Below are 25,371 nucleotides of genomic sequence, written 5' to 3'. Positions count from 1 at the left end.
TTGGCCTCCTAGGCTGAGCACGATCCCCCGTTGTATTAAACCAAGACTTTTGGGCTTTTTGTCACCCTGCGGCTCATCTTACATGGTAGATCGACAGTCCAGAATGTTCCGCCGGTTGAGATAGGCGATATCGTGGTGAACGTGACAGTGTCCGACTTGCCCGGCCCGTCCGACCCGGACGGCCTCGACACCCCCGCCATCGCCGCGGTGGCGGCGCTCGACGACGATCTCCGTCGCGGCATGTACGCCTACGCCAGGCGCGCGAGGCGCCCCGTCACGCGCGACGAAGCGGCGGCGGCGGTCGGGATCTCTCGCAAGCTCGCCGCCTTCCATCTCGACAAGCTGGTGGCGGCCGGACTGCTCAGATTCGGCTTCGCGGCCGGCCCCGTGGTGAAGGTGGGGCGCAGGCCGAAGGTCTACGAACCGGTCGGCGAGGCCATTCAGGTGCAGCTTCCCGCCCGGCGTCACGAGATCCTGGCCGGCATCCTCGCCGAGGCAGTGCTCGCCGAGGGGAGCGGGGAGACCGCGCGGGAAGCCGTGCTTCGGGTCGCGGGGGAGCGCGGCGTCGCGGCGGGAGAAGAGGAACGAGCGCGAACGCGTCCCGGCAGGCTCGGTGCCGAACGCGCGCTCACCGTCGCCGAAGGGGTGCTTCGCCGGTACGGCTTCGAGCCGAGCCGGGACAGCAGGACCTGTGTCCGGCTGCGGAACTGCCCGTTCCATCCGCTGGCCGCGAAGGCACCGGAGCTGGTCTGCGGGATCAACCAGGCCTTCCTGGCCGGTTTCCTGACCGGCGTGCGCGCCGGGAACGTGGAGGCGGCCCTCGTTCCCGGCGCGGCCGAGTGCTGTGTCGAGTTGCGGCAGGCCGAGTAGGCCGGTCAGGCGGCGCCGGCGATCTGTCGCGTGGCGACGTTGAGCCGGTTCCAGGTGTTGATGGCGGCGATGGACAGGACCAGGCTCGAGAGCTGGGTTTCGTCGTAGTGCCGAGCCGCCTCGGACCAGACCTCGTCGTCGACCGGGTCGGCCCGGTCCGCGATGCGGGTCAAGGCCTCCGCCAGCGCGAGCGCCGCCCGTTCGGCGTCGGTGAAGTAGGCCGTGTCGCGCCACGCCGCCACGGTGAAGATCCGCTCGTCGGACTCGCCCGCCTTGCGCAGTTCCTTGGTGTGCATCTCCAGGCAGCCGCTGCACCCGTTGATCTGGCTCGCGCGGACGTGCATGAGGTAGTGCGTGGTGGCCGGGACACCGGTGTCGCCGGTCGATTCCGCCAGCGCGATCAACGCCTTCAAGGTGGCGGGGTTCGCGAAGGCGGGGTTCGGGATGCGGGTTTCCATGTTCGTTCTCCTTCGGGGTTTCCGTCTTGCTTTCACCGCACTGACGGATCCCGGAACGGAGATGTGACCGGTTTCTGAAAGTCTCAGGCGGCCACCGACGCCCGGTCGCGGAGCGAGACCTCCAGCTTGAAGCCCTCTGGTTTGAGGGTCAGCAGCTCCTGCACCTTCAGCCGATACGACGGGTCACCGCGGAGCTCGTACCGGCTCAGTAGCATGCCGAGCACCAGCGTCGCCTCGTGCAGGGCGAACTGCCGCCCGATGCAGGCCCGCTCGCCGGTGCCGAAAGGTTTGTAGACGTGCGCCGGGCGGGCACGGTTGCGCTCCGGGGAGAAACGGTCCGGGTCGAACGACTCCGGATCGTCTCCCCAAACGGGGTCACGGTGCAGTGCCGGGATGAGGACCAGCGCCCACTGTCCCTTCCGCATCGGGTACTCGCCGCCGACGACCGTGTCCACCTGCGCCTGGCGCGCGAACGCGGGCGCTGTCGGCCAGAGCCGGAGCGCTTCGTCGAGCACCCGCCGGACGTAGCGGAGCTTCGCGACCTCCTCGTAGGACGGGTCCGGATTCCCGCCCCAGACCTTGTCCACTTCGGACTGTGCGCGGGCCAGGACGTCCGGATTCCTGGCCAGGTAGTACAGGGCGAACGACAACGCGCCCGAGGTGGTCTCGTGCCCGGCCACGAGGAAGGTGATGATCTGGTGCCGGATATTGTTCTCGTCCAGCGCCTCGCCGGTGCTCGGCTGCGTGGTGTTCAGCATCAGCCCGAGCAGGTCTTCGGTGCTCGTGTCGTTCCGGCGCGCCTCGATGACGTCGGCGACGACGGAGTGGAGGAACGCCAGGTCGGCTTCGTTGCGCTGGTTCGCCTTCCGGCTGAGGAGCGGGCCGATGACCGGCGGCTGGATCGCCCTGCGCTGCGCGTGCCGCAGTGTGCGGACCATCGCGGCGACGAACGGATGCGGCTCGGCGCGTTCGAACGAGGAGAAGCTGTAGCCGAATCCTGTCCGGCCGATGGTCTCCAGCGTCAGCTTGGTCATGTCGTCCGCGACGTCGACCTCGCCACCCTTGTCCCACGCGGTCAGCAGCTCGCGGGTGATCGCCAGCATCGTCGGGTGGTAGCGCCGCATGGCGTCGCGGCTGAACGCGGGCGCGAGGATCTCGTGCGCGCGCCGCCAGTTCGGCTCTTCGTTGTGCGCGGTGAACAGGCCGTCGCCGCCGAGCGGGCGCAGGTTCGAGATCGCGGGCGTGACGTGCTTCGCGAAACGCTTCTCGTCGGAGAGGTCGGCGACCATCTCGGCCCCGTTGACGAACACGATGCTCCGGCCGAACACCTTGCGCTCGAAAACGGGGCCCAGCTCGGTGGCGTGGCGCATCGAGTCCTGGACCGGCGTCTTCGGCGACACGCCGAGCACGTCGCCGATCAGCGGGATCCGTCGCGGGGGATGGGGGAGAGCGGTGGCCATCGAGCTCCTCCTGACACGCACTGTTGAACCGGCATCCAATAGCGAGCCTGGCCTGGTACTGAACTCGTGTCAAGTAAGTACGATGCCCCGATGGCGCCGAGTACTTCTTCCGGGAAGCCCCGCAGCAGGCTGAGCACCACCGAGCGGCGGGAACAGCTGCTGCGGATCGGCGCCCGCCTGTTCGCGGAACGGCCGTACGACGACGTGTGGATCGAGCAGGTCGCGGACATCGCCGAGGTGTCGCGCGGCCTGCTGTACCACTACTTCCCGACGAAACGGGACTTCGTCACCGAGGTCATCAAGGCGCAGGGCGAGCGCCTGCTCGAAATGACCAAGTCCGATCCCACGCTCCCGGTCCCGGAGCAGTTGACCGCGGGTCTCGACGCGTACCTGCGTTACGTGGAAGCCAACGAGGACGGCTACCGGGCACTGCACTCGGGTACGTCGATCGCCGTCGACGGCGTGCGCGAGGTCTTGGACAACAACTTCGCCGAGCAGGGACGCCGGATCCTCGAGGTGCTGTGCCCGGACGGTGAGCCGCCGGAGACCCTGCGAATGCTCGTGCGGGGCTGGCTGGCCTTCGTCGTCGCGGTCTGCCTCGACTGGCTCAAGGACCGGAAGCTGACCCGGGAGGAGATCCGGGATCTGTGTGCGAAGGCGTTGCTCGACCTCGTCGACGTGCCAACATGATCTCTGCGCGTTCCTCGATCAGCTTCATCCGCGCGAGCCGCTCGCCTTCGTCGTTGTGTGCCGCGGACCGGGTGACCTGGCCGGGCCACTTCCGGTAGAACATGCCACACGTGGAGACGAAGTAACCGTCGGAGCAGGCGTTCGCGGCGAGGATCAGCCCGGTGTCCTCCGACGCGGGCAACGCCATCCAGCCGCCCAGGTCCAGCAGCAGGTCGCGCCGGATGCAGAGCGTCCCGGCCACCACCGACGAGAGGTAGCCGTTGCGCTGCCAGTGGCGCAGGACGGCGCCGCGTTCGATCCGCCCCTCCTCGGGATCGCTGTCGACGCCTGCGGTGGACCCATCGGGAAAGAGGTCGAGCACCCGGCAAGTCGTCCAGCCGATCCCGGGGTCCTCCAGCGCCGAGATGTCCCGAGCGAGCGCGCCGGGCGCCAAGAGGTCGTCCGCGTCGAGCGCCTTGATCAGCTCGCCGGAGGCGCGCGAGAGGGCCAGCATCCGCGCGACTCCCGGTCCGCCCCCGCGTCCTGAGCCGGGCAGTACGCGCTCGTCCACGGGGAGGAGACCGTCGAGCAGGCCGGTCTCGCCGTCCTCCTGCACCAGCCATTCCCAGGTCCAGCCCGGCGGGAGTTCCTGTGCGGCGAGGGATTCGTACGCCTCGGTCAAGTAGGGCAGGCTCGGCGGGTGGACCGGGGTGATCACGCTGACGACCGGCATGATCAGGCCGGCCGTCGAGCGGTGATCAGGAGGTGCTCCTCCGGCGGTGTCCCGGGCTCGTCCGCGGTGAAGATCTCCGAGTGGGTGCCGGTGACCGCCAACCCGGCCTCCTCGACCCGCCTGACGAGGTCGTCCGGGGCGAAACTGGTCACGCGGAAGGTGCGGCCGAAGAACTCCGCCGGCACCTCCTCGGCATCACGCGGAACGGTGACCAGAGCGAAAAGCCCGCCCGGCACCAGCCAGCGCGCGATGGCGGCGAGCACGGCTTCGGTGTCCTTGCGTGGCATCTGGAGGAACGGGAAGAAGGCGCAGACGGCCTCCCACGACGCGGGCTGCGAGGTCCATTCACGCACGTCGGCGTGGACGAAGGTGGCGGCGGGAACCTGCTCACGCGCGAGCTCGATCATCACCGGCGACACGTCGAGTCCGGTCACCCGATGGCCCGCGGCGGAGAGCTCGTCGGCCACCGGCCTGCCGGTGCCGCTGCCGATGTCGAGCACCCTCGATGACGGCGGCAAGCCGTCCAGCAGCTGCCGAACCGCCTTGTCGACCACCGGCGCCCGGCCGAAGACGTCTTCGTAGGCGGAACCGATGGCGTCGAACAGCTCTGCCGCCGTGGCCGGACGGTCCATTCCGCAGCTCCCCGGATCGAGTGGATCTCTCGACGGCGAATCTACCGATCGACGTCCTCAAAAGACGGGCAGACCCGGCCACCTAGACTGAGGCCGACGGAGATACTGGGGTTTGGGGTTCACGATGAGCGTGTCGAGTGACGAGTTCCACCGGATGCTGAAGTCGCTCGCCGAGGTCGAGCGGTCCGACGCGAAGGAGTGGGAGTCGTTCAGCGTGCGCGGGAAGCGGTTCGGCTACTTCTGGCCGCGGACCCAGACCGTCGGCCTGAAGCAGACGCTCTCGGAACAGGAAGCCCTCGTGGCCGAGCGGCCCGACGTGTTCGAGGTGCAGTTCACGGCCGGGGGATTCGGCTGGGTGGTGGTGTACCTCGACGGCATCGAATCCGACGAGCTGAACGAATTGGTCTACGAGGCATGGCGGCTGTCCGCCCCCGAAGAACTGATCGACCGGGTTCCGCCGCCCTGCTGACCGTTGCCGCATTCGTGTGTTGACGCGCGTCACTTCTTTCGCGGGGAACGTTTTCCGTGCCGTGGCGTTGTAGAGGGTGTCGGTACGGATGGTGCCCCCGGGCCTCACCCTTCGCCTTCATGGAATACCGGTTCGGCCGGAGCCATGTCGTGCCTTTCGCCGAGAGGCGGCCCACCGTATCGGCCTTGGCTCCCGCTTCCGCTCGCAGGTAACCCCCAGGCCTTCGCTGAGCGGGAGCGGGTCTTTTTGTCCGGCCGGGTTGACGCAGGTCACTCGCTCGAAGGGAACATTTCGGTGCGCGTTGGCGTTATATGAATTGTCCGCTCCCGCTCGCAGGTAACCCCCAGGCCTTCGCAGAGCGGGGGCGGATCTTTTTCTCGCATTGGAGTGTAGACGCGGGTCACAGCGAATCGGGATGGGTGCGGGGGGAACATTTCGAACGGTGGTGCGTTGTAGAGAGTGTCGGTACGGATGGTGCCCCCGGGCCTCACCCTTCGCCTTCACGGAATACCGGTTCGGCCGGAGCCGTGTCGAGCCACTCGCCGAGAGGCGGCCCCCGTACCGGCCATAAACTCCCGCTTCCTGCTCGCAGGAACCCCCAGCCTTCGCTGAGCGGAAGCGGGACCTTTTCTTTTCTCGCCCGTCGCCGGCGGGCTGTTCGTGGTCGGGCGCTTTTGGTGCGCCGGTGCTCGGGCCGTTGCACGCCCCGAGGGCTCTCTGCTGGGTGGTTGTGTCGCGCTAGGCGAACTCGCGGCGTCCGGCTGTAGGTGCGCGTCGATCTTTCGGTCGTGATCGGCTCGTTGGCGTTGGGACGTCAGTTGTCCCGAGATCCACACAGTCGTGCGTGATCGGTCCGGTCAGGCAGGGGCTACGGGTGGCGGGCATGGTGGCTCGTCGTCTTGGTGGCAGGCCGATCCCCGGGGTCTCCGTCATGGGGTGGGTGAACTCGGGGAACCAGCCGCTCGTCTTGAGCTTGTGCTCTGCTGGTTCGAGCGTTCCACTGTCGCACGCTGATTGCGGCGGGTTCTCGGGTTGGGCTTGGGCAGGCTTTTGTCTGTGGGCATGCCGAAGGGCCCGTCGCCGGGTGGCTGGCGGGCTCTTCGGGGGTTCAGCGGTGGTGCAGGGTGTTGCGCCGGGGTTGTCGGAGCGGATCCCGATACTGGGGTGGAATGAATTCCGGTAGCCCGTCGGCCGCCATCCGTACTTCCCAGTCACCGTGGTGGATCAGGCGGTGGTGAAAGCCGCACAGCAGCACGAGATTCCGCAGATCGGTGGGTCCGCCGTCTGCCCAGTGCTCAATATGATGGGCGTGACAATTCTTGGGTTTCCGATGGCAGCCGGGGAAGGCGCAGCCTCCGTCGCGGATGTTCAGCGCCCGTCGCTGCCCGGGTGTGACGAACCGCCGCAGCCGTCCCACGTCCAAAGGTTCCCCGGCGGTGCTCATCACGACCGGCAGCATGAGGCAGTCGCAGGCCGCGAGCCGTGCTTCCCGTGCGGTCATCGTCCCCACGAAGTCCAGGCACGCGGTCCCGAGGCCGGACTTCAACTCCTCAAGTCCGATGGTGACGTGCACCAACGTGCGGTAGCCGCTGGTTCCGGGTTGGTCGGGGCAGGCGATCGCCAAGTCCAGCAGCTCGGCCCACGCGTCGCCCAGACGTTCGCATTTCATCCGCAGATCGGCTTGCCCGAATTCGTCCACCGGCCGTGGCTGGCCATACGCCTCCAACGCGGCGGCGGTGCGGGCCCCGGTCTCGTCGTCCAGCAGCCCGGTCAGCTTCCAGAACCCGTCTCTGCGCCGCTCCAGCGTGATTTCCCGGCGTGGTTCTTTGGGTTCGGGGTCTTTGGGTTCGTTGCCGTCCGGGTCGAGCCAGCCCAGCAGTTTCGCCTCAGCCTCGACAAGCTGACGGGGACCCGCGTTCGGGGCAAGCTCACCAAGAATCTGTTCGGCGGTGGCCCGATCCTCGGCAGAAGTATCCGCGGGGAGCCGTTTCACGATGTCCAGGATCTGGTCGATCCGCTCATCCCCGACCAAGCCTTCCGCCGCCATCGCCGCAGTGGCCGGAGCAACAGGCGGGACCTCGGTGCCGTCCAAAGCCCGGGTGGGGTTCAACGCGATCGCGCGTTTCACCACCGCACCCGCCTCACCCCGCGACAACCCGGCCATGTCCGCGTACCAGCTGGCCGTGCTGCCATGCCCGTACAGGTCTTTGACGCCCCGATTCTCGATCTCCGCCAGAAACTGCCCCAACGCGGCACTGGCCATCCGGATCACCTGCAAGGTGTGCTGCACGCCCTGGGCAAGCTCCAGCTTGCCGGCACGCCACAACTCCTGCGGCAACTCGGGAAGAAAAGTCTCGGACACCTCCCCATAATACCGCAACAATGTCGAACAGGTGTTCGTAATTTTAAGCAACCAGCGAAAGTGCGCGAACAACACTGAAGAGTGAAACAGCCGCCAAGCGACGATTACCCTAAAGCAATTAGCCGACTAATTGCGCGTCTTCCAGGAACTCGCAGTTTCGAGTGATCGGCCGGGTGTCGAGTGCCAGGCCGGGACACCGGACCTGCTCGCGCAGGCAAGGAAACACCTCAAGCCACGAGCAGATCCGGCGAGCCTCACGACTCCACGAGCGTTCCGCCGGTCAACCGCACCCGACGATCCACCTTGATCTCCCGAAGGAACCGCTCGTCATGGCTCACGACCACGAAAGCCCCTTGATACGCCCCCAGCGCGCTCTCCAGCTGCCCGACGCTGACCAGGTCGAGGTTGTTGGTCGGCTCGTCCAGCAGCAGGAGTTGCGGCGCGGGTTCGGCGAACAGGACGCAGGCCAGGGTGGCTCGCAGTCGTTCGCCCCCGGAGAGCACGCCGACGGGAAGCTGGCTTCGCGCGCCTCGGAACAGAAAGCGGGCGAGCAGGGTCATCCGTTGGGACTCGGGGAGGCTCGGGGCGAACGTGGCGAAGTTCTCCGCGATGGTCCGGTCGAGGTCCAGCAGGTCGAGCCGCTGCGACAGGTACGCGATCCGGCCGTCGGCGCGTTTCACCACGCCGCCGTCCGGCTTGAGGTCTCCGTTGAGCACCCGCAGGAGGGTCGACTTGCCGGTGCCGTTTCCGCCGGTCAGCGCGATCCTTTCCGGGCCGCGGATCGTGAGGTCGACGCCGCCGCCCGCGAAGACGTCCCGGTCGCCGTAGCGGACTTGGATGTGCTCGCCCTGGAACATCGTGCGCCCGGCGGGGACGTTGGTGCCCGGCAGGATCAACGCGATCTTCTGGTCGTCGCGGAGAGATCGTTCGGCCTCGTCCAGGCGGTTCTTCGCCTCATTGACCCTGGCGGCGTGCGTCTCGTTCGCCTTGCCCGCGGACTCCTGGGCGTTGCGTTTCATGGTGCCGGCGAAGATCTTCGGCAGGCCGGCGTTGCCGAGGTTCCGGGCGGCGTTGCCCGCGCGGCGCGCCGCCCGCTCGCGGGCCTGCTGCATCTCCCGCTTCTCGCGTTTGACCTCTTGTTCCGCGCTGCGGACGTTGCGTTCGGCGACCTCTTGCTCCGCCTTGACGGCCGCTTCGTACTGGGTGAAGTTCCCGCCGTGGTAGCGGAGATCGCCGCGGTCGAGTTCGGCGATCCGGTCCATCCGGTCGAGCAGTTCCCGGTCGTGGCTCACCAGCAGCAGGCAGCCGGACCAGTCTTCGAGCACTCCGTAGAGCTTGCGGCGCGCGTCGAGGTCGAGGTTGTTGGTCGGCTCGTCCAGCAGCAGGATGTCCGGCCGCTTCAGCAATTGGGCGGCCAGGCCCAGGGAGATGATCTGCCCGCCGCTCAGCGTACGCAGGCTCCGGTCCAGGGAGATGCCGTCGAGGCCGAGCCGATCGAGTTGGGCGCGGGTGCGTTCCTCGATGTCCCAGTCGGTTCCGATGGTGGTGAAGTGTTCCTCGCTCGCGTCGCCGGACTCGATCGCGCTCAGCGCCGCGAGCTGCGGCGCGATGCCCAGCACCTCGGCCACGGTCAGGTCGGCGGTGAGCGGCAGCGACTGCGGCAGGTAGCCGAGGACTCCCTGGGTGGAGACGGACCCGGACACCGGCCGCAGTTCGCCGGCGATCAGTTTGAGCAGCGTGCTCTTGCCCGCCCCGTTGGGCGCGACCAGGCCGGTGCGGCCACCGGGCACGGTGAAGGACAGGTCGTCGAAGACCGGGGTGTCATCCGGCCAGGAGTAGGAGAGCGCGGACACGACGACGAAGGCGTCTGACATGGAAATGACCTCGTGAAAGACAGCGGGCGCCTCAAGGCAGCACCGCGGTGGACGTGGCTTCGAGGGGACGACAAAGTGGCCACGTCGGCGTCAACGCCGGTGGCCTGCCTTCTCCGGCTCACCCGGAGATGTCGTCTTCACCTGCCACGTCTAGTCTCCCGTTCGTCGATCACGTCCGTTCCACGATAACAAGACCCGCCGGGACGCGGCCACCGCAATCCCGGCGGGTGATGGCGATGCCGTCAGCTCAGCCCGTTGAGACCGATCGCCCGGGCATACCAGAGCGCGCTCTGTTTCGGCGTCCGCCGCTGCGTCGCGTAATCGACGTGGACGAGGCCGAACCGTTTGGCGTACCCCTCGGCCCATTCGAAGTTGTCGAGCAGCGACCAATAGAAGTAGCCGCGCAGGTCGACACCCGCCTCGATCGCCTCGTACGCGGCGCGCAGATGCGAGTCGAGGAAGGCGATCCGGTCGGTGTCCGCGATGTCCCCGCCGATCACCGCGTCCGGATAGGACGCGCCGTTCTCGGTGATGTACAGCGGGATCGGCCGATAGTCGCGATGGACCTGGAGGAGGCATTCGGTGAGTCGCGAGGGCTGGACCTCCCAGCCGGAGTCGGTGCGGGGCGCCGCTTCGTCGGGCACGAAATGGACGTCGGGGGCGCCGAGCCAGTCGGCGCCCGCCGGTTCACTGCCGGGCAGCGGGGTGCCCGCGACCTGGTAGCCGCGGTAGTAGTTGACGCCCAGCCAGTCGATCGGAGCGGCGATGGTCGCGAGGTCGCCATCCCGCACCAGCTCACCGATACCGAGTGACGCCAGATCGGTCAGCAGATCCTCGGGGTAGGAGCCCCGGAGCACCGGGTCCAGGAACAGCCGGTTCTGCAGGCCGTCGATCCGGCGCGCGGCTTCGGAGTCCACAGTGGACGACGGGTCGACCGCCGACACCGGGTACAGGTTCAGCGTGATCCCCGAGGACGCGGCCGGCGCGTGCCGGCGCAGGACGTCCATCGCCAGTCCGTGTCCGAGCAGCAGATGGTGCGCGGCCGCGACGGCGGCGCCGGGTTCCTGCCTGCCGGGCGCGTGAATGCCACGCGCGTAGCCCAGCATCGCGGCGCACCACGGCTCGTTCAGGGTGGACCAGCGAGATACCCGGTCGCCCAGGCGCGCCACGACCGTTTCCGCGTACTCCGCGAACCGGAACGCGGTCTCGCGTGCCGCCCAGCCGCCTTCGTCTTCCAGCGATTGGGGGAGATCCCAGTGATACAGCGTCGCCCACGGCTCGACTCCGGCTTCGAGCAGCTTGTCGACGAGCCGGTCGTAGAACGCGAGTCCGCGCGGATTCGGCGCGCCGCCATCTGGCCGGATCCTCGGCCACGACAGCGAGAAGCGATACGCGCCGAGCCCGAGCTGTCGCATCAGGTCGACGTCTTCGGCATAGCGCCGGTAGTGATCGGCGCCCGGTTCTCCGGTGTCGCCGCCGACGACGGCGCCGGGGCGGCGGGCGAAGACGTCCCAGATCGAGTCGGTCCGGCCGTCGGCGGCCGTCGCCCCTTCGACCTGGAAGGCCGCGGTGGCGGCGCCCCACACGAATCCGGGCGGGAACTCCAGCGCGGTCTTCGCCCGGACACTGTCGGGATGAGCGGACATGGTCACCCTTTCACGGCACCTTGCATGATCCCGGCCACGATCTGGCGGCCGAGGAGGAGGAAGACGATGAGGATCGGGATGGTGGCCAGGGTGGTCCCGGCCAGCACCAGCGAATAGTCGACGTAGTAGCCGCTCTGCAGCTTCTCCAGCGCCAGCTGGACGGTGGGGTTGCCGGCGTCGAGCACCACGAGCGGCCAGAGGAAGTCGTTCCACGACGTCATGAACGTGAACATCGCCAGGATCGCCGCCGCCGGGCGGACCGCGGGCAGGCAGACGTTCCAGAAGATCCGGATCATGCTGCAGCCGTCGACCCGCGCCGCCTCGATCAGCTCGAACGGGACGGCGTCCACTGTGTACTGACGCATCCAGAAGACACCGAACGCCGTCACCAGGTTGGGCACGATCACCGACTGCAGCCCGCCCGCCCAGCCGAACTCCGACATCGCCATGAACAACGGGATGATGCCGAGCTGGGTCGGTACGGCGAGGGTGATGACGATGAACACGAACAAACCGTTCCGCCCGCGGAACCGCAGTTTGGCGAAGGCGAACCCGGCCAGCGACGAGAACAGCACCGTGGTGAGGGTGACCGTGCCGGACACGATCAGGCTGTTCGCGAGCGCCTTCCAGAACGGCACGGTGTCGAACACCCTCGCCGCGTTGGCGAAGAAGTTCCCGCCCGGCAGGAAGGGCGGGACCCGTTCGGTGAGCATCCCGCTGTCCCGGCTGGCGACCAGGAACGACCAGTAGAACGGGAAGAGCGAGCCCAGCACGAAGATCGTGAGCACGACATAGGTCGCCCTGCGCGGCTTGCCCAGCGCCGAAACGCCTCGTTTGAGTCCACTGTGGAGTGTCGTCACTTCTTCTTCACCGCCGTGAGCCTGCCGGTGAGGAAGAAGTTCACCAGCGCGATCAGCACGATGATCACGAACAGCACCCACGCGATCGCCGAGGCATAGCCGAGCTCGTAGTTCTCGAAGGCCGTTTGGTACAGGTACAGCGTCACGGTCTGGAACTGGTTGGACGAACCGCCGTTGTTCGACCCCGGCATGGCGTCGAACAGCTTGGGTTCGGTGAAGATCTGCAGGCCGCCGATCGTCGAGGTGATCGTGACGAAGATCAGCGTCGGCTTCAGCAGGGGGAGCGTGATACTGAAGAACCGGCGTGTGGCGCCCGCGCCGTCGATCAGCGCGGCCTCGTGCAGTTCCTTCGGGATGGCCTGCATCGCCGCGAGCACGATCAGCGCGTTGTACCCGGTCCAGCGCCAGTTCACCATGATGGCGATCGCGGCGTGACTGCTGAACCGGCCGGCCTGCCAGTCGACCGGATCCAGTCCGATCGTCTGCAGCAGGCCGTTGACCAGCCCGTACTTCGGTCCGAACAGGTTCGCGAAGATGATCCCCAGCGCCACCAGGCTGGCGGCGTAGGGCAGCAGGACACCGACGCGCCAGCCGGTCGCCCCGCGGAGCCTGGCGCTGAGCAGCGCCGCCAGGAGCACCGCGATGATCAGCTGCGGAACGCTGGAGAGCAGGAAGATGCTGACGGTGTTCTCGAGCGCGTTCCAGAACTGGGTGTCGGCGAACAGTTCCTTGAAGTTGTCCAGCCCGATGAAGGCCGGATCGTCGTCACCCGCCTCCCATTTGAACAGGGACACGTATGCCGTGTAGAGCAGCGGGAACAGCCCGACGATCCCGAACACGACGAAGAACGGGGCGATGTAGAGGTACGGCGAGACCTTGACGTCCCACCGGTTCAGCCGATGGCGGAGGGGGGGCCGGGGCGACGTGCGCACCCCGGCCGTCTCCTCGTCCGGCGCGATCTTGTCCACGACGGTCATCGGTCAGCGCGTGATCTTCTTCGCGGCGTCGAGCAGTTGCGTCCAGCCTTCGTCAGCGGACTTGCCCTGTTCGACGGCCTGCAGCGCCGGGCTCGACGCGTTCTCCTGGATCTGGCCGTCGCCGGGGCCCTTGTACTGCGGCTTCGCGACCTTCTTCGCCTGCTCGGCGAACAATTGGCCGATCTTGGCTCCGCCGAAGTAGGCGTCGGTCTCGCTGAGCAGCGCCTGGTCCTCCAGCGCCTTGACCTGGCTGGGGAAGGTCCCCTTCGCCTTGAACGCCTTGATCTGCTGCTCGGGTGCGGTCAGCCAGGCGGCGAGTTCGGCCGCCTCCTTCGGGTGCTTGGACTGCGTCGGCACGGTCAGATACGAGCCGCCCCAGTTCCCGCCGCCACCGGGGAAGGCCGCGGTGACCGCCCACTTGCCGGAGTTCTCGGGGCCGGAGTGCTCCTCGATCACGCCGAGCATCCACGCGGGGCATACCTTCGTGGCGAAGGCGCCCTGCTTGAAACCGGAGTTCCACTCGTTGCTGAACGCGGTCAGCTTGGCTGACTGTCCTTTCGCGACCGCGCCGGTCACCTTGGTCCAGGCGTCCATGATGCCCTGGTTCGATTCCAGCGTCGGCTTGTCGTCGTTGCCGATGTAGCCGGTGGGGAGCTGGTTGACCATGGCGTTGAAGTTCTGCGCGGCCGAGTCGAACCACGCCTTCCCGCCGGTCTTGGCGACGTACTGGTCGCCGGCGGCGAAATAGCTGTCCCAGGTCGCGAACAGCGGCTTGACCGCTTCGGGGTCGGACGGCAGCCCGGCCGCTTCGAGCATGTCCTTGCGGTAGCACATCGCCAGCGGGCCGATGTCCGTCCCGTAGCCGATGACCTTGCCGTCCTTGCTCTTCGCCGCGTCGTACTTCCAGCCGAGCCAGCGGTCGGGGGACACGTCCGCCGGGCCGATCTTGGTCAGGTCGTTGAACTTCGAGCCCTTGTCGAGGACGTTCGACAGATGCCCTTCCTCGACGGCGGTGACGTCGGCGAGGCCGGAACCCGCGGCCAGTTTCGTGATCAGATCCTGGTGGTACGGCCCGCCCTGACCGGTTTTCCGGTGGGTGATCTTGATGTTCGGATGCAGCCGTTCGTACTCGGGGATGAGCTCCTCATAGCCGAATTCGGTGAACGTCGCCAGCGACAGCTCGACCTTCGCGTTCGGGTCCGACGCGGCGGGGGTTCCGCCATCGTCTCCGCCGCACGCCGCCAGGCCGAACGTCGTCATCGTGATACCCAGTGCCAGCACCAGGCCTTTCCGGATGCTTCTCACGTCATCGTGTCCCTTGCTGGTGGGGAGGGGAGAAAATGGGAGCGCTCCCAGGATGCGCAGAGTCTGTCGCCAAGGTATGGCGGTGTCAAGGGCTTGTAATGAGAGTGTTTCCATCAGGGGAGCGCTCTCAGTGCGACCGCCCGCCGAGCACTAAGCTGTCGGCGTCCGGATGGAGCTGGAGAGTGAAGGTGGCGCGGGTGGGGCCTCGACCAGAGGAAGACGGCAGGCCGACGCTGGAGGACGTCGCCGCGTCCGCCGGGGTCAGTCGGTCGACGGCGTCCCGTGCGCTGAACGACGACGGCTATGTCAGCGCGCGCTCCCGCGAGAAGGTCCAGGCCGCGGCCCGCGAACTCGGCTATTCCCCGAACCAGGCGGCCAGATCGCTGGTGACCAAGCGGACCGGCGCGGTCGCGGTCGTGCTGTCGGAGCCGGAGGCGCGGCTGCTCGACGACCCGTATCGCACCGCGGTCATGCGCGCGGGCTATCGCGAACTCGCCGACGTCGGCTGCCAGATGGTCTTGATCTTCAGCGACACCCGCGAGGATCTCGACCGCACGGTCCGGTTCCTCGACGGCGGGCACGTCGACGGCGTGCTCGTCTTCGCGCCGCACCGGACCGATCCGTTGCCGAAGGCGCTGCGCCAGTTGCGGATCCCGGTGGTCTACGGCGGGCAGGCGGCCGGGCTGAAACGCGGTGTCCACGTCGTCGACTTCGACAACGAGGGCGGCGCGAAGCTCGCGGTCGCGCATCTGGTCGAGGCCGGTCATCGCCGGATCGCCACGATCGCCGGCCCGCAGGACCAGAGCGCGGCGATCGATCGGCTCTCCGGCTGGCGCAAGACGCTCCTCGACGCCGGGCTCGACCCGGCGGACCTGATGGAGGAGGGTGACTTCACCCTGACCGGCGGCGCGAAGGCGATGACGAACCTGCTCGCACGGCGCCCCGACCTCGACGCCGTCTTCGTGGCCAGCGACATGATGGCGCTCGGCGCGCTCCGCACGCTGCATTCCGCCGGACGGCGGATTCCCTCGGACGTCGCCGTCGTCAGCTTCGACGACAACGCGACCCTCGCGCCGGAGATGGACCCGCCGCTGACGTCGGTCCACCAGGACCCGCGCGAACAGGTGCGGGTCATGGTCGAGACCCTGCTCGCGGTGATGGACGACCGGGATCTCAAGCCTCGCCAGCGGATCTTGCCGGTCTCGCTCACGCATCGCGCCTCCAGCTGACGCGCCGAGACTGCTTGTGCGGAGCTGGCCGTTTCGCGTGTCGTCCATCCGTTGACGGCGGTGGATGCCGAAGGCGCCCTGGCACGCCAAAGTTGACTCACCGAACGGTGCCGTGACCCGACTGTGACTCGGCGAGCGCTTGACCCGGCTCGTGTTATCGCTAACACTTGCGGCACTCGTCACACGGTACCGGGACTGGGAGACAGGCGATGGCGCGCGAAACCACCGAGAGCAAGCAGGCCAGTCTCACCGACGTGGCCGCGCTCGCGGGTGTTTCGCATATGACGGTCTCGCGGGTCATCAACGGCACCGGCCCGGTCCGCGCCGAGACGCGGGTCCGCGTCAACGCGGCGATCGAGCAGCTGGACTACCGGCCGAACTCGGTCGCCCGCGCGCTGGTCACCGGCCGTTCGGGCACGCTCGGCGTGGTCGCGCTGGAGGCCAACCTCTACGGTCCGGCCAGCACCTTGAGCGGCATCGAGCACGCCGCCCGCGAGGCCGGCTACGCGACGACCATAACCAGCATCAGCCGCCCGGGCCGGTCGTCCATCGCGGACGCGGTGGAACGCCTGCGCCGCCAGGCCGTCGAGGGCATCGTCGTGATCGCGCCGCATGTCACCGCCGCCCGCGCGCTGGAGGCGGCACCCAGCGACGTGCCGCTCGTCGCGGTCGGCGGTGGCGAGAAGGCGCCGGTGCCGGTGATCTCGGTCGATCAGTTCGACGGCGCGCGCCGCGCCACCGAGCACCTGCTCGGCCTCGGGCACGAGACCGTCTGGCATGTGGCCGGGCCCGAAGACTGGCTGGAGGCGCTCGACCGCGAACGTGGCTGGCGCGAGACCTTGGAACGGCACGGCGCGCCGGTCCCGCCTGTCATCCGCGGCGACTGGAGCGCGCGGTCCGGGTACGCGGCGGGGCGATCCCTCGTCGGGGAAAAGGGCCTGGACGCGGTGTTCGTGGCCAACGACCAGATGGCCCTCGGCTTCCTTCGTGCCTGCACCGAGGCAGGCGTGAACGTGCCGGGGGAGATGCGGATCGTCGGCTTCGACGACGTTCCCGAGGCGGCGTACTACACGCCGCCGCTGACGACGGTGCGCCAGGACTTCGTCGAAGTCGGCAGGCGCACGTTCGACCTGCTCCGCCGCCGGATGAACGGCGGCGAGGACCGTGACCGCGACCTGGTGGTCCCCGAACTGATCGTGCGGGAGAGCACCGGTCTTTCGTAGCGCCGAGGGTCGTCCCTGAGGCTCAAGGCGCGAATGTTAACGCTAACTCAATTGATCAGTGCGGATCTAGGAGTCGATGTGGCAAGAAAACCGTGGACGGCGATCGTGGCCGGAGTGGCCGGGCTGCTCCTGCTCTCCGCGTGCGGAGGTGGCGGCGGGACGGGTGGCGGCGGCGCCCTCACCCTCGGGTTCGCCCAGGTGGGCGCGGAAAGCGGCTGGCGCACGGCGAACACGAAGTCGATCCAGGAGTCCGCCAAGGCGGCCGGGATCGAGCTGAAGTTCTCCGACGCGCAGCAGAAGCAGGAGAACCAGATCGCCGCGATCCGGTCCTACATCCAGCAGAAGGTCAAGGTGATCGCCTTCTCGCCGGTCGTGGAATCCGGCTGGGACACCGTGCTCAAGGAGGCGAAGACGGCGAACATCCCGGTGATCCTCACCGACCGGGCCGTCGACTCGGCGGACAAGTCGCTGTACAAGACCTTCCTCGGCTCGGACTTCGTCGCCGAGGGCAAGAAGGCGGGCGAGTGGCTGGCCAAGGAGTTCGGCTCCGCGGCGGGCGACGTCAGCATCGTGGAACTGCAGGGCACCACCGGTTCCGCGCCGGCGAACGACCGCAAGAAGGGCTTCGCCGACGTCATCGCGTCGAACCCGAAGTTCAAGGTCGTCGCGTCGCAGACCGGTGAGTTCACCCGGGCCAAGGGCAAGGAGGTCATGGAGGCCTTCCTGAAGTCCCAGCCCAAGATCGACGTGCTGTACGCGCACAACGACGACATGGCCCTCGGTGCCATCGAAGCGATCGAGGCGGCGGGCAAGGTGCCCGGCAAGGACATCAAGATCGTCTCGGTCGACGGCGTCCGTGACGCCCTGCAGGCCTTGGCCGACGGCAAGATCAACCACGTCGTCGAATGCAACCCGCTGCTCGGCCCGCAGCTGATGGACCTGGTGAAGAAGGTCGCCGCCGGGGAACAGGTGCCGCCGCGCATCGAGACCACCGAGACCGAATTCGACCAGGCCGCCGCGAAGGCCGCCCTGCCGCAGCGCCAGTACTGAGCCGATGACAGAACCCCCTGCGATTCTGCGGATGAGCCATATCCGGAAGGAATTCCCCGGCGTGGTCGCCCTCGACGACGTCTCCTTCCGGATGTTCCCCGGCGAAGTGCACGCCCTGATGGGTGAGAACGGTGCCGGCAAGTCCACTCTGATCAAGGTGCTCACCGGCGTCTACGGGGTGGACGCGGGCACGATCGAACTCGGCGGCTCCCCGGTCGCGTTCAGCGGCCCGGGAGAAGCACAGCGCTCCGGCGTGAGCACCGTCTACCAGGAAGTGAACCTCTGCCCGAACCTGTCGGTGGCGGAGAACATCTGCCTCGGCAAGGAGCCGCGGCGGCGCGGCCGCATCGACTGGCGCGAGACCCGCCGCCGGGCCGCCGCGCTGCTGGCCAGGCTGGACGTCGAGGTGGACGTTTCGGCCGAGCTGGGCGGCTGCTCGATCGCGGTGCAGCAACTCGTCGCGATCGCCAGGGCGCTCGACGTCGACGCGCGGGTGCTCGTGCTCGACGAACCGACGTCCAGTTTGGACGCCGGCGAGGTCGAGCAACTGCTGAACGTGGTGCGTTCGCTGCGAGAGCAGGGGATGGCGATCCTGTTCGTCTCCCATTTCATCGAGCAGGTCTTCGCCGTCGCGGACCGGATGACGGTGCTGCGCAACGGGAAGCTGATCGGCGAGTACCGCACCGAGGAGATCACCCCGGTCGACCTGGTCACCAGGATGATCGGCAAGGAACTCGCGGCGCTCGAAGACATCGAGGACGCGGGCCACAGCCGGTCGGACGTCGCCGGTGCGCCCGTCTTCCTCGAAGCGGGCGACGTCGGCCGCAAGGGCGGTGTCGCGCCGTTCTCGCTCGACATCCGGGCGGGCGAGGTCGTCGGCCTCGCCGGGCTGCTCGGTTCGGGCCGCACCGAACTGGCGCGGCTGCTGTTCGGCGCCGATCACGCGGACAGCGGTTCGGTGCGGATCGACGGCGAGCCGGTGTCACTGAAGACGCCGCGGACCGGGCTCGACCACCGCATCGCGTTCTGCTCCGAGAATCGAAAGACCGAAGGCCTCGTCGAGGAACTCACCGTGCGCGAGAACATCGTGCTCGCGCTGCAGGCCTCGCGCGGCTGGGCCCGGCCGATCCCGCGGCGGCGGCAGGAGGAGATCGCCGAGCGTTACATCGAGATGCTCGACATCCGCCCCGCGAACGCGGAAGCGAAGGTCGGCGACCTGAGCGGCGGCAACCAGCAGAAAGTGCTGCTGGCGAGGTGGCTCATCACCGAACCGCGGTTGCTGATCCTCGACGAGCCGACGCGCGGCATCGACATCGGGGCCAAGACTGAGATCCAGCGGTTGGTCGCGCGGCTTTCGAGTGAGGGGATGGCCGTCGTGTTCATCTCCGCCGAACTCGAGGAGGTGCTGCGGCTGAGCCACCGGGTCGTGGTGCTGCGCGACCGCGCGGTGGTCGCCGTGCTGGACAACGAAGCGCTGACCGCGGACCGCGTCATGGCGACGATGGCCGAAGGAGTCGCACGATGACCAAACGTCGCTTGTTCTGGCCCGTCGTCGCGTTGCTGGCGCTGTTGCTCGGCGACCTGATCGTCCACCCGGCGTTCTTCGCGATCGAATTCCGCGATGGGCATCTGTACGGGAACCTGATCGACATCCTCAAGAACGGCGCCCCGCTGATCCTCATCGCGATCGGTATGACGCTGGTGGTGGCGACGCGGGGGATCGACCTCTCCGTCGGCGCCGTGGTCGCGATCAGCGGCGCGCTCGCGTGCCTGCACATCAGCGGTCTCGGCGACCAGAACAGCCTCGGCGGGACGCTCGCGGCGGTCGGGATGGCGCTGGGACTCGCCCTCGTGCTCGGTCTGTGGAACGGCTGGCTCGTGGCGGTGCTGGGCATCCAGCCGATCATCGCGACGCTGATCCTGATGGTCGCGGGCCGCGGTATCGCCCAGCTGATCACCGGCGGCCAGATCATCACCGTCAATTCGCATCCCTACGAATGGATCGGCAGCGGGTTCACCTTCGGCCTGCCCAGCGCGATCCTCATCGCGCTGGCGGTGTTCGCCATCGCCGCGGTACTGGTCCGCCGGTCGGCGCTGGGGCTGCTGGTCGAATCGGTCGGCGGCAACCCGGAGGCGGGCAGGCTCGCCGGGCTCCGCTCGGCCCGGCTGATCTGGCTCACCTACGTCTTCTGCGCGCTCTGCGCCGGCATCGCCGGGCTGATGATCAGCGCGAACGTGCACAGTGCCGACGGCAACAACGCCGGGCAGTTCATCGAACTCGACGCGATCCTCGCCGTCGTCATCGGCGGGACGCTGCTGACCGGTGGCCGGTTCTCGCTCACCGGTTCGGTGATCGGCGCGCTGCTCATCCAGACCTTGACGACGACCGTGTACGCGCTCGGGATCGCACCGCAGGCGATCATGCTGTTCAAGGCCGTGGTGGTGCTGGCGGTGTGCCTGCTGCAGTCGCCGGTGTTCCGCAAGAAGCTCGCCCGGCGGCGGAAGACGGCCCCGCCGTCCGCCGCCGTCGTGCCGGAGAAGGTGGAGGCCGGGGTATGACGACACTCGACCGCGTCAAGGGCTATCGGCCGAGGCAGAGGCATCTGCCGATCCTGGCGACGATGGCGATGCTCGTCGGCGCCTACGTCTACGGCGCTTCGAGCTACACGGCGTTCGGCTCCGGGCAGGTCGTGCTCGACCTGTTCATCAACAACGCCTTCCTGCTGGTCGTCGCCGTCGGGATGACGTTCGTGATCCTCACCGGCGGGATCGACCTGTCGGTGGGCTCGGTGGTGGCACTGTCCACTGTGGTCTCGGCGGACCTGCTGCAGAACCAGGGCTGGCCGGTGCTCGCGGTGATCCCGGCGGTGCTGGCGATCGGTGCGGCGCTCGGCTTCGGCATGGGCGTGCTGGTCCAGGTGTTCGAGATCCAGCCGTTCATCGCGACGCTGATCGGGATGTTCTTCGCCAGGGGGCTCTGCTACACGATCAGCACCCAGGCGTACTCGATCGACGATCCGACGGTCGCGAGCCTCGCGCAGACGCAGATCCCGCTCGGCGGGGACCTGCATATCTCGATCGGCGTGGTCGTCGCACTCGTGGTGGTCGCGGCGGCGGCGTATGTCCTGTACGGAACGCGGTTCGGCCGGACGGTGTACGCGATCGGCGGGAACCCGAAGTCGGCGCTGCTGATGGGCCTGAACGTCGGCCGCACGCGGATCTCGGTCTACACGCTCAGCGGGTTCTGCTCGGCGCTCGGCGGGCTGCTCTTGGTGCTGTACAAGTCTTCCGGCGATCCGCTCAACGGTGTGGGGCTGGAACTCACCGCGATCGCGGCCGTCGTCATCGGTGGCACGCTGCTCACCGGCGGCTCCGGCTACGTCCTCGGGACGGTGCTCGGGATCATGGTGCTGGGCATCATCCAGACCCTGATCACCTTCGACGGCACCTTGAACTCCTGGTGGACCTCGATCATCACCGGCGCGCTGCTGTTCGCCTTCATCGTGCTGCAACGCCTCGTCGGCAGGCGAGCCCCATGACGTCACTCGCGTGATCAAAGGCGTAACTCGCGTGATTGGAGCCGTAACACGCGTGACGCCACGTGATCCGGCTTCGAACACGTGAGTTACGGCTTCAAACACGCGTGATCGTGGTTTCCGACCAGAAATGTGAACGCTAACAGTTGGAGAAGAAGTGAGTACAGGGGAGCCGCTGGTCGTCGGCGTCGACTTCGGGACGCTGTCCGGCCGGGCCGTCGTGGTCCGCGTCCGTGACGGCGCGGAACTGGGCAGCGCGGTTTCGGAGTACCGCCACGGCGTGATCGACCGGATCCTGCCGGAGACCGGCCACGGTCTGCCGCCGGACTGGGCGCTCCAGGTGCCGTCGGACTACGTCGACGTCCTCCGCACCGCCGTGCCGGAGGCCGTTCGTGCCGCCGGGGCGGATCCCGCCGACGTGATCGGCATCGGCACCGACTTCACCGCCTGCACGATGGTGCCGACCACGGCCGAGGGCACGCCGCTGTGCGAGCTGCCCGAGTTCGCCGGGAATCCGCACGCCTACGTGAAGCTGTGGCGTCACCATTCCGCTCAGCCGCAGGCCGACCGGATCAACGCACTGGCCCGGAAGCGCGGTGAGTCGTGGCTGCCGCGCTATGGCGGGCTGATCTCCTCGGAGTGGGAGTTCGCGAAGGCACTGGAGGTCTTCGAAGAGGCACCCGAGGTCTACGCCCGGATGCGCCACTGGGTCGAACTCGCCGACTGGATCGTCTGGCAGCTCACCGGAACCTACGTCCGCAACGCCTGCACCGCCGGGTACAAGGGCATCCTGCAGGACGGCCACTACCCGAGCGCGGAGTTCCTTGAGGAGCTGGCCCCCGGCTTCGGATCCTTTGTGGACGACAAGCTCGCGCATCCGTTGGGCGCCCTCGGTGCCAAGGCCGGAAGCCTGAGCGTCCAGGCGGCGGAATGGACCGGGTTGCCCGAGGGGATCGCGGTCGCGGTCGGCAACGTCGACGCGCACGTCACCGCGCCCGCCGTCCAGGCGGTCGAGCCCGGCCAAATGGTCGCGATCATGGGCACCTCCACTTGTCACGTCATGAACGGCGCCGAGCTGCGCGAGGTGCCGGGGATGTGCGGCGTCGTCGATGGCGGGATCGTCTCCGGGCAGTGGGGTTACGAGGCCGGGCAGAGCGGGGTCGGCGACATCTTCGCGTGGTTCGTCGCACACGGCACGCCCGCGTCCTATGTGGACGACGCCAGGGAAGCGGGGATCTCCGTCCACGAGCTGCTCACGCGGCTCGCCTCGGTACAGGAGATCGGCGAGCACGGACTGGTCGCACTCGACTGGCACAGCGGGAACCGATCGGTGCTGGTCGACCACGAGCTGTCCGGTGTCGTCGTCGGGCAGACCCTCGCGACCCGCGCCGAGGACACCTACCGCGCACTGCTGGAAGCGACCGCGTTCGGTACCCGCACGATCATCGAGACCTTCGACCGCGCCGGGGTGCCGGTCACCGAACTGATCGTCGCCGGTGGCCTGGTCAAGAACCCGCTCCTGATGCAGATCTACGCCGACGTCACGAACCTGCCGCTGTCCGTGGCGGGCTCGGCGCAGAGCCCCGCGCTGGGCTCGGCGATCCACGCCGCGGTCGCCGCCGGAGCACACGCCGACGTCCCGGCCGCCGCGCTCGCGATGGGCTCGGTCCACCGGGCGGTCCACCGGCCGATCCCCGAGAACGTCAAGGCCTACAACGACCTTTACGCCGAGTACGGCGCGCTGCACGACTACTTCGGCCGTGGGGCCAACGACGTCATGCACCGGCTCGCCGCCCGGCGCCGATCCGTCCGGAAAGGACAGCACCGATGAGCCTCGCCGTGGAGATCACGGACACCTTCGAAGAGCTGCGCGACACCGTCGCCCGCTTGCACAGCGAGCTGACCCGTTACGAGCTGGTCATCTGGACCGCGGGCAACGTGTCGGCACGCGTCCCCGGGCACGACCTGATGGTGATCAAGCCGTCCGGGGTGTCCTACGACGAGCTGAGTGCGGACACGATGGTCGTCACCGACCTGTACGGCGAGGTCGTCCACGGTGACCTGGCGCCGTCCTCTGACACGGCCGCGCACGCCTACGTCTACCGGCACATGCCGGAGGTCGGCGGTGTCGTGCACACACATTCGACGTACGCGACCGCGTGGGCCGCGGTCGGGGAACCGATCCCGTGCGTGCTCACGATGATCGCGGACGAGTTCGGCGGCGAGATCCCGGTCGGGCCGTTCGCGATGATCGGTGACGACTCGATCGGCCGGGGCATCGTCGAGACGCTGCGGTCCAGCCGGTCGCCCGCCGTCCTGATGCGCAACCACGGGCCGTTCACCGTCGGCCGCACCGCACGGGACGCGGTCAAGGCCGCCGTGATGGTCGAGGACGTCGCGAAGACCGTCCACCTCGCTTCCGCGCTGGGCACGCCGGAGCCACTGTCCGAACAGGACGTGGACCGGCTCTACGCGCGCTACCAGAACGTCTACGGCCAGCAGGGAGAGAAGTGAGTACACAACGCAAGACCGAGGTCTGGTTCCTCACCGGGAGCCAGGCGCTGTACGGCGAGGAGACCCTCGAACAGGTCGCGGGCCAGTCGTTGCAGATCCAGCGGATGCTGGCCGACACCGGCCGGATCTCGGCCGAGATCGTCGCGAAGCCGGTGCTGACGGAGCCGTCGGCGATCCGGCGCGTGATGCTGGAGGCGAACGCGGACGACGCCTGTGTCGGCGTGATCGCCTGGATGCACACGTTCTCGCCGGCGAAGATGTGGATCACCGGGCTGGACGCGCTGCGGAAACCCTTGCTGCATCTGCACACCCAGCTCAACGAGGCGCTGCCGTGGCAGTCCATCGACATGGACTTCATGAACCTGAACCAGGCCGCGCACGGCGACCGCGAGTTCGGCTACATCCAGACCCGGCTCGGGGTCCCGCGCAAGACCATCGCCGGGCACGCCGCGGATCCGTCGGTCGCCGACCGGATCGACGCCTGGGTCCGCGCGGCGGTCGGGCGCCAGACCATCGGCTCGCTCAAGCTCGCGCGGTTCGGCGACAACATGCGTGACGTCGCGGTCACCGATGGGGACAAGGTCGAGGCGGAGCTGAAGTTCGGCGTCTCGGTGAACACCTACGGCGTCAACGAACTCGTCGCGCTGGTCGACGCGGTGCCCGACGCCGAGGTCGACGCTCTTGTCGACGAGTATGCCGAGACGTACGCGCTCGCACCGGAACTGACCAAGACGGGGGAGCGGCACGAATCGTTGCGTTACGCGGCCCGGATCGAGCAAGGGCTTCGCACGTTCCTGACGAGCGGCGGTTTCGGCGCGTTCACCACGAACTTCGAGGATCTGGGCGGACTGCGGCAGCTTCCCGGTCTCGCTGTGCAGCGGCTGATGGCCGACGGCTACGGCTTCGGCGGCGAGGGCGACTGGAAGACGTCCGCGCTGCTGACGGCGGTAAAGGCGATGGGCCGCGATTCCGAGCGCGGGACGTCCTTCATGGAGGACTACACCTACCACTTCGGCCCCGGCGAACCGAAGATCCTCGGCGCGCACATGCTCGAAGTCTGCCCGAGCATCGCAGCCGCCAAGCCCTCGTGCGAGATCCACCCACTCGGCATCGGTGGCCGCGAGGATCCCGTCCGGCTGGTCTTCGACGCCGCCGCCGGTGACGCCGTGGTGATCGGCCTCGCCGACCTCGGCGACCGGTTCCGGCTGGTGGCCAACGAGGTCGAGGTCGTCTCGCCGGACGAACCGCTGCCGAACCTGCCGGTGGCGCGCGCGGTGTGGAAGCCGGCGCCGTCGCTGGCCACGTCCGCCGAGGCGTGGATCACCGCGGGTGGACCGCACCACACGGTGCTGACCCAGGCCGTCAGCGCCGAAACGATCCGGGATTTCGCCACCATGCTCGACGTCGAACTGCTGGTGATCGACCAGGCCACGACGCCCGCCACGATCGCAGACCGGATGCGCTGGAACCAGGCGTACTACCGGCTCGCACAAGGATTCTGATC

The 25,371-nt window shown here is 68.1% G+C and carries 22 protein-coding genes; 12 read left to right on the top strand and 10 right to left on the bottom strand.

The window, feature by feature from the left end:
- Positions 1–132: 132 nt before the first annotated feature.
- The gene (locus ACOCEP_RS33115; RefSeq protein WP_482333185.1) at positions 133–870 is read left to right on the top strand and encodes a helix-turn-helix transcriptional regulator; all 738 of its coding nucleotides are present in this window, start codon (positions 133–135) and stop codon (positions 868–870) included.
- 5 nt (positions 871–875) lie between these two features.
- Here the strand turns inward: ACOCEP_RS33115 and ACOCEP_RS33110 are convergent, their stop codons facing one another.
- Together ACOCEP_RS33110 and ACOCEP_RS33105 are read right to left on the bottom strand one after the other, a co-directional pair.
- Positions 876–1,328, bottom strand: coding sequence for a carboxymuconolactone decarboxylase family protein (locus ACOCEP_RS33110; RefSeq protein ID WP_482333183.1), 453 nt, complete (start codon positions 1,326–1,328; stop codon positions 876–878).
- Between the two features lie 83 nt (positions 1,329–1,411).
- Positions 1,412–2,788, bottom strand: a complete 1,377-nt coding sequence (locus tag ACOCEP_RS33105) for a cytochrome P450 (RefSeq protein WP_482333181.1) — start codon at positions 2,786–2,788, stop codon at positions 1,412–1,414.
- 90 nt (positions 2,789–2,878) lie between these two features.
- Here ACOCEP_RS33105 and ACOCEP_RS33100 point away from each other — a divergent pair, with 90 nt between their 5' ends.
- Entirely contained in the window at positions 2,879–3,478 is a 600-nt protein-coding gene (locus ACOCEP_RS33100; RefSeq protein ID WP_482333179.1) for a TetR/AcrR family transcriptional regulator, read from the top strand.
- Here the strand turns inward: ACOCEP_RS33100 and ACOCEP_RS33095 are convergent.
- On the bottom strand, positions 3,396–4,190 hold the full coding sequence (locus ACOCEP_RS33095) for a glycosyltransferase family 2 protein (RefSeq protein WP_482333177.1): 795 nt from the start codon (positions 4,188–4,190) through the stop codon (positions 3,396–3,398). The genes ACOCEP_RS33100 and ACOCEP_RS33095 overlap by 83 nt on opposite strands.
- Before the next feature lie 2 nt (positions 4,191–4,192).
- Complete coding sequence (locus tag ACOCEP_RS33090) at positions 4,193–4,822, bottom strand: class I SAM-dependent DNA methyltransferase (protein WP_482333176.1); 630 nt, start codon at positions 4,820–4,822, stop codon at positions 4,193–4,195.
- A 124-nt stretch (positions 4,823–4,946) separates the two neighbouring features.
- On the opposite strand from ACOCEP_RS33090, the gene ACOCEP_RS33085 reads away from it, so the two are divergent.
- A complete protein-coding gene (locus ACOCEP_RS33085) occupies positions 4,947–5,291 on the top strand; it encodes an MmcQ/YjbR family DNA-binding protein (protein WP_482333175.1) in 345 nt (114 codons plus the stop codon).
- A 1,108-nt stretch (positions 5,292–6,399) separates the two neighbouring features.
- On the opposite strand, the gene ACOCEP_RS33080 is transcribed toward ACOCEP_RS33085, so the two are convergent.
- The 6 genes from ACOCEP_RS33080 to ACOCEP_RS33055 form a co-directional block, all read right to left on the bottom strand.
- Complete coding sequence (locus ACOCEP_RS33080; protein WP_482339865.1) at positions 6,400–7,653, bottom strand: HNH endonuclease signature motif containing protein; 1,254 nt, start codon at positions 7,651–7,653, stop codon at positions 6,400–6,402.
- Positions 7,654–7,907: 254 nt separating this feature from the next.
- The gene (gene abc-f, locus ACOCEP_RS33075; RefSeq protein ID WP_482333174.1) at positions 7,908–9,527 is read right to left on the bottom strand and encodes a ribosomal protection-like ABC-F family protein; all 1,620 of its coding nucleotides are present in this window, start codon (positions 9,525–9,527) and stop codon (positions 7,908–7,910) included.
- Between the two features lie 242 nt (positions 9,528–9,769).
- Positions 9,770–11,173 (bottom strand): GH1 family beta-glucosidase, encoded by a 1,404-nt coding sequence (locus ACOCEP_RS33070; RefSeq protein ID WP_482339864.1) that lies wholly within the window; start codon positions 11,171–11,173, stop codon positions 9,770–9,772.
- A 2-nt stretch (positions 11,174–11,175) separates the two neighbouring features.
- On the bottom strand, positions 11,176–12,033 hold the full coding sequence (locus ACOCEP_RS33065) for a carbohydrate ABC transporter permease (protein ID WP_482333172.1): 858 nt from the start codon (positions 12,031–12,033) through the stop codon (positions 11,176–11,178).
- Positions 12,030–13,010 (bottom strand): carbohydrate ABC transporter permease, encoded by a 981-nt coding sequence (locus ACOCEP_RS33060; protein ID WP_482333171.1) that lies wholly within the window; start codon positions 13,008–13,010, stop codon positions 12,030–12,032. The genes ACOCEP_RS33065 and ACOCEP_RS33060 overlap by 4 nt, the downstream gene beginning before the upstream one ends.
- 3 nt (positions 13,011–13,013) lie before the next feature.
- Positions 13,014–14,315, bottom strand: a complete 1,302-nt coding sequence (locus tag ACOCEP_RS33055; RefSeq protein ID WP_482333169.1) for an ABC transporter substrate-binding protein — start codon at positions 14,313–14,315, stop codon at positions 13,014–13,016.
- A gap of 182 nt (positions 14,316–14,497) precedes the next feature.
- On the opposite strand from ACOCEP_RS33055, the gene ACOCEP_RS33050 reads away from it, so the two are divergent.
- The 9 genes from ACOCEP_RS33050 (at position 14,498) to araA (ending at position 25,369) form a co-directional block, all read left to right on the top strand.
- Complete coding sequence (locus ACOCEP_RS33050) at positions 14,498–15,544, top strand: LacI family DNA-binding transcriptional regulator (protein ID WP_482333168.1); 1,047 nt, start codon at positions 14,498–14,500, stop codon at positions 15,542–15,544.
- Between the two features lie 209 nt (positions 15,545–15,753).
- A complete protein-coding gene (locus tag ACOCEP_RS33045; RefSeq protein ID WP_482333167.1) occupies positions 15,754–16,767 on the top strand; it encodes a LacI family DNA-binding transcriptional regulator in 1,014 nt (337 codons plus the stop codon).
- 78 nt (positions 16,768–16,845) lie between these two features.
- Positions 16,846–17,817, top strand: coding sequence for an ABC transporter substrate-binding protein (locus ACOCEP_RS33040; protein WP_037338701.1), 972 nt, complete (start codon positions 16,846–16,848; stop codon positions 17,815–17,817).
- Between the two features lie 31 nt (positions 17,818–17,848).
- Positions 17,849–19,342 (top strand): sugar ABC transporter ATP-binding protein, encoded by a 1,494-nt coding sequence (locus ACOCEP_RS33035; protein WP_482333166.1) that lies wholly within the window; start codon positions 17,849–17,851, stop codon positions 19,340–19,342.
- A complete protein-coding gene (locus ACOCEP_RS33030) occupies positions 19,339–20,376 on the top strand; it encodes an ABC transporter permease (protein WP_482333164.1) in 1,038 nt (345 codons plus the stop codon). The genes ACOCEP_RS33035 and ACOCEP_RS33030 overlap by 4 nt, the downstream gene beginning before the upstream one ends.
- Complete coding sequence (yjfF, locus tag ACOCEP_RS33025) at positions 20,373–21,356, top strand: galactofuranose ABC transporter, permease protein YjfF (protein WP_482333163.1); 984 nt, start codon at positions 20,373–20,375, stop codon at positions 21,354–21,356. The genes ACOCEP_RS33030 and yjfF overlap by 4 nt, the downstream gene beginning before the upstream one ends.
- Positions 21,357–21,510: 154 nt before the next feature.
- Positions 21,511–23,184: a ribulokinase gene (araB, locus tag ACOCEP_RS33020; protein ID WP_482333161.1), complete on the top strand. Its 1,674-nt coding sequence runs from the start codon at positions 21,511–21,513 to the stop codon at positions 23,182–23,184.
- Positions 23,181–23,867, top strand: coding sequence for an L-ribulose-5-phosphate 4-epimerase (locus ACOCEP_RS33015; protein ID WP_400563528.1), 687 nt, complete (start codon positions 23,181–23,183; stop codon positions 23,865–23,867). Before araB ends, ACOCEP_RS33015 begins: the two co-directional genes overlap by 4 nt.
- Positions 23,864–25,369, top strand: coding sequence for an L-arabinose isomerase (araA, locus tag ACOCEP_RS33010; RefSeq protein WP_482333160.1), 1,506 nt, complete (start codon positions 23,864–23,866; stop codon positions 25,367–25,369). The genes ACOCEP_RS33015 and araA overlap by 4 nt, the downstream gene beginning before the upstream one ends.
- Positions 25,370–25,371 lie beyond the last annotated feature (2 nt).

It is taken from the genome of Amycolatopsis sp. CA-211722 (assembly GCF_056828465.1).
This window is presented reverse-complemented; position numbering and strand designations above follow the sequence as displayed.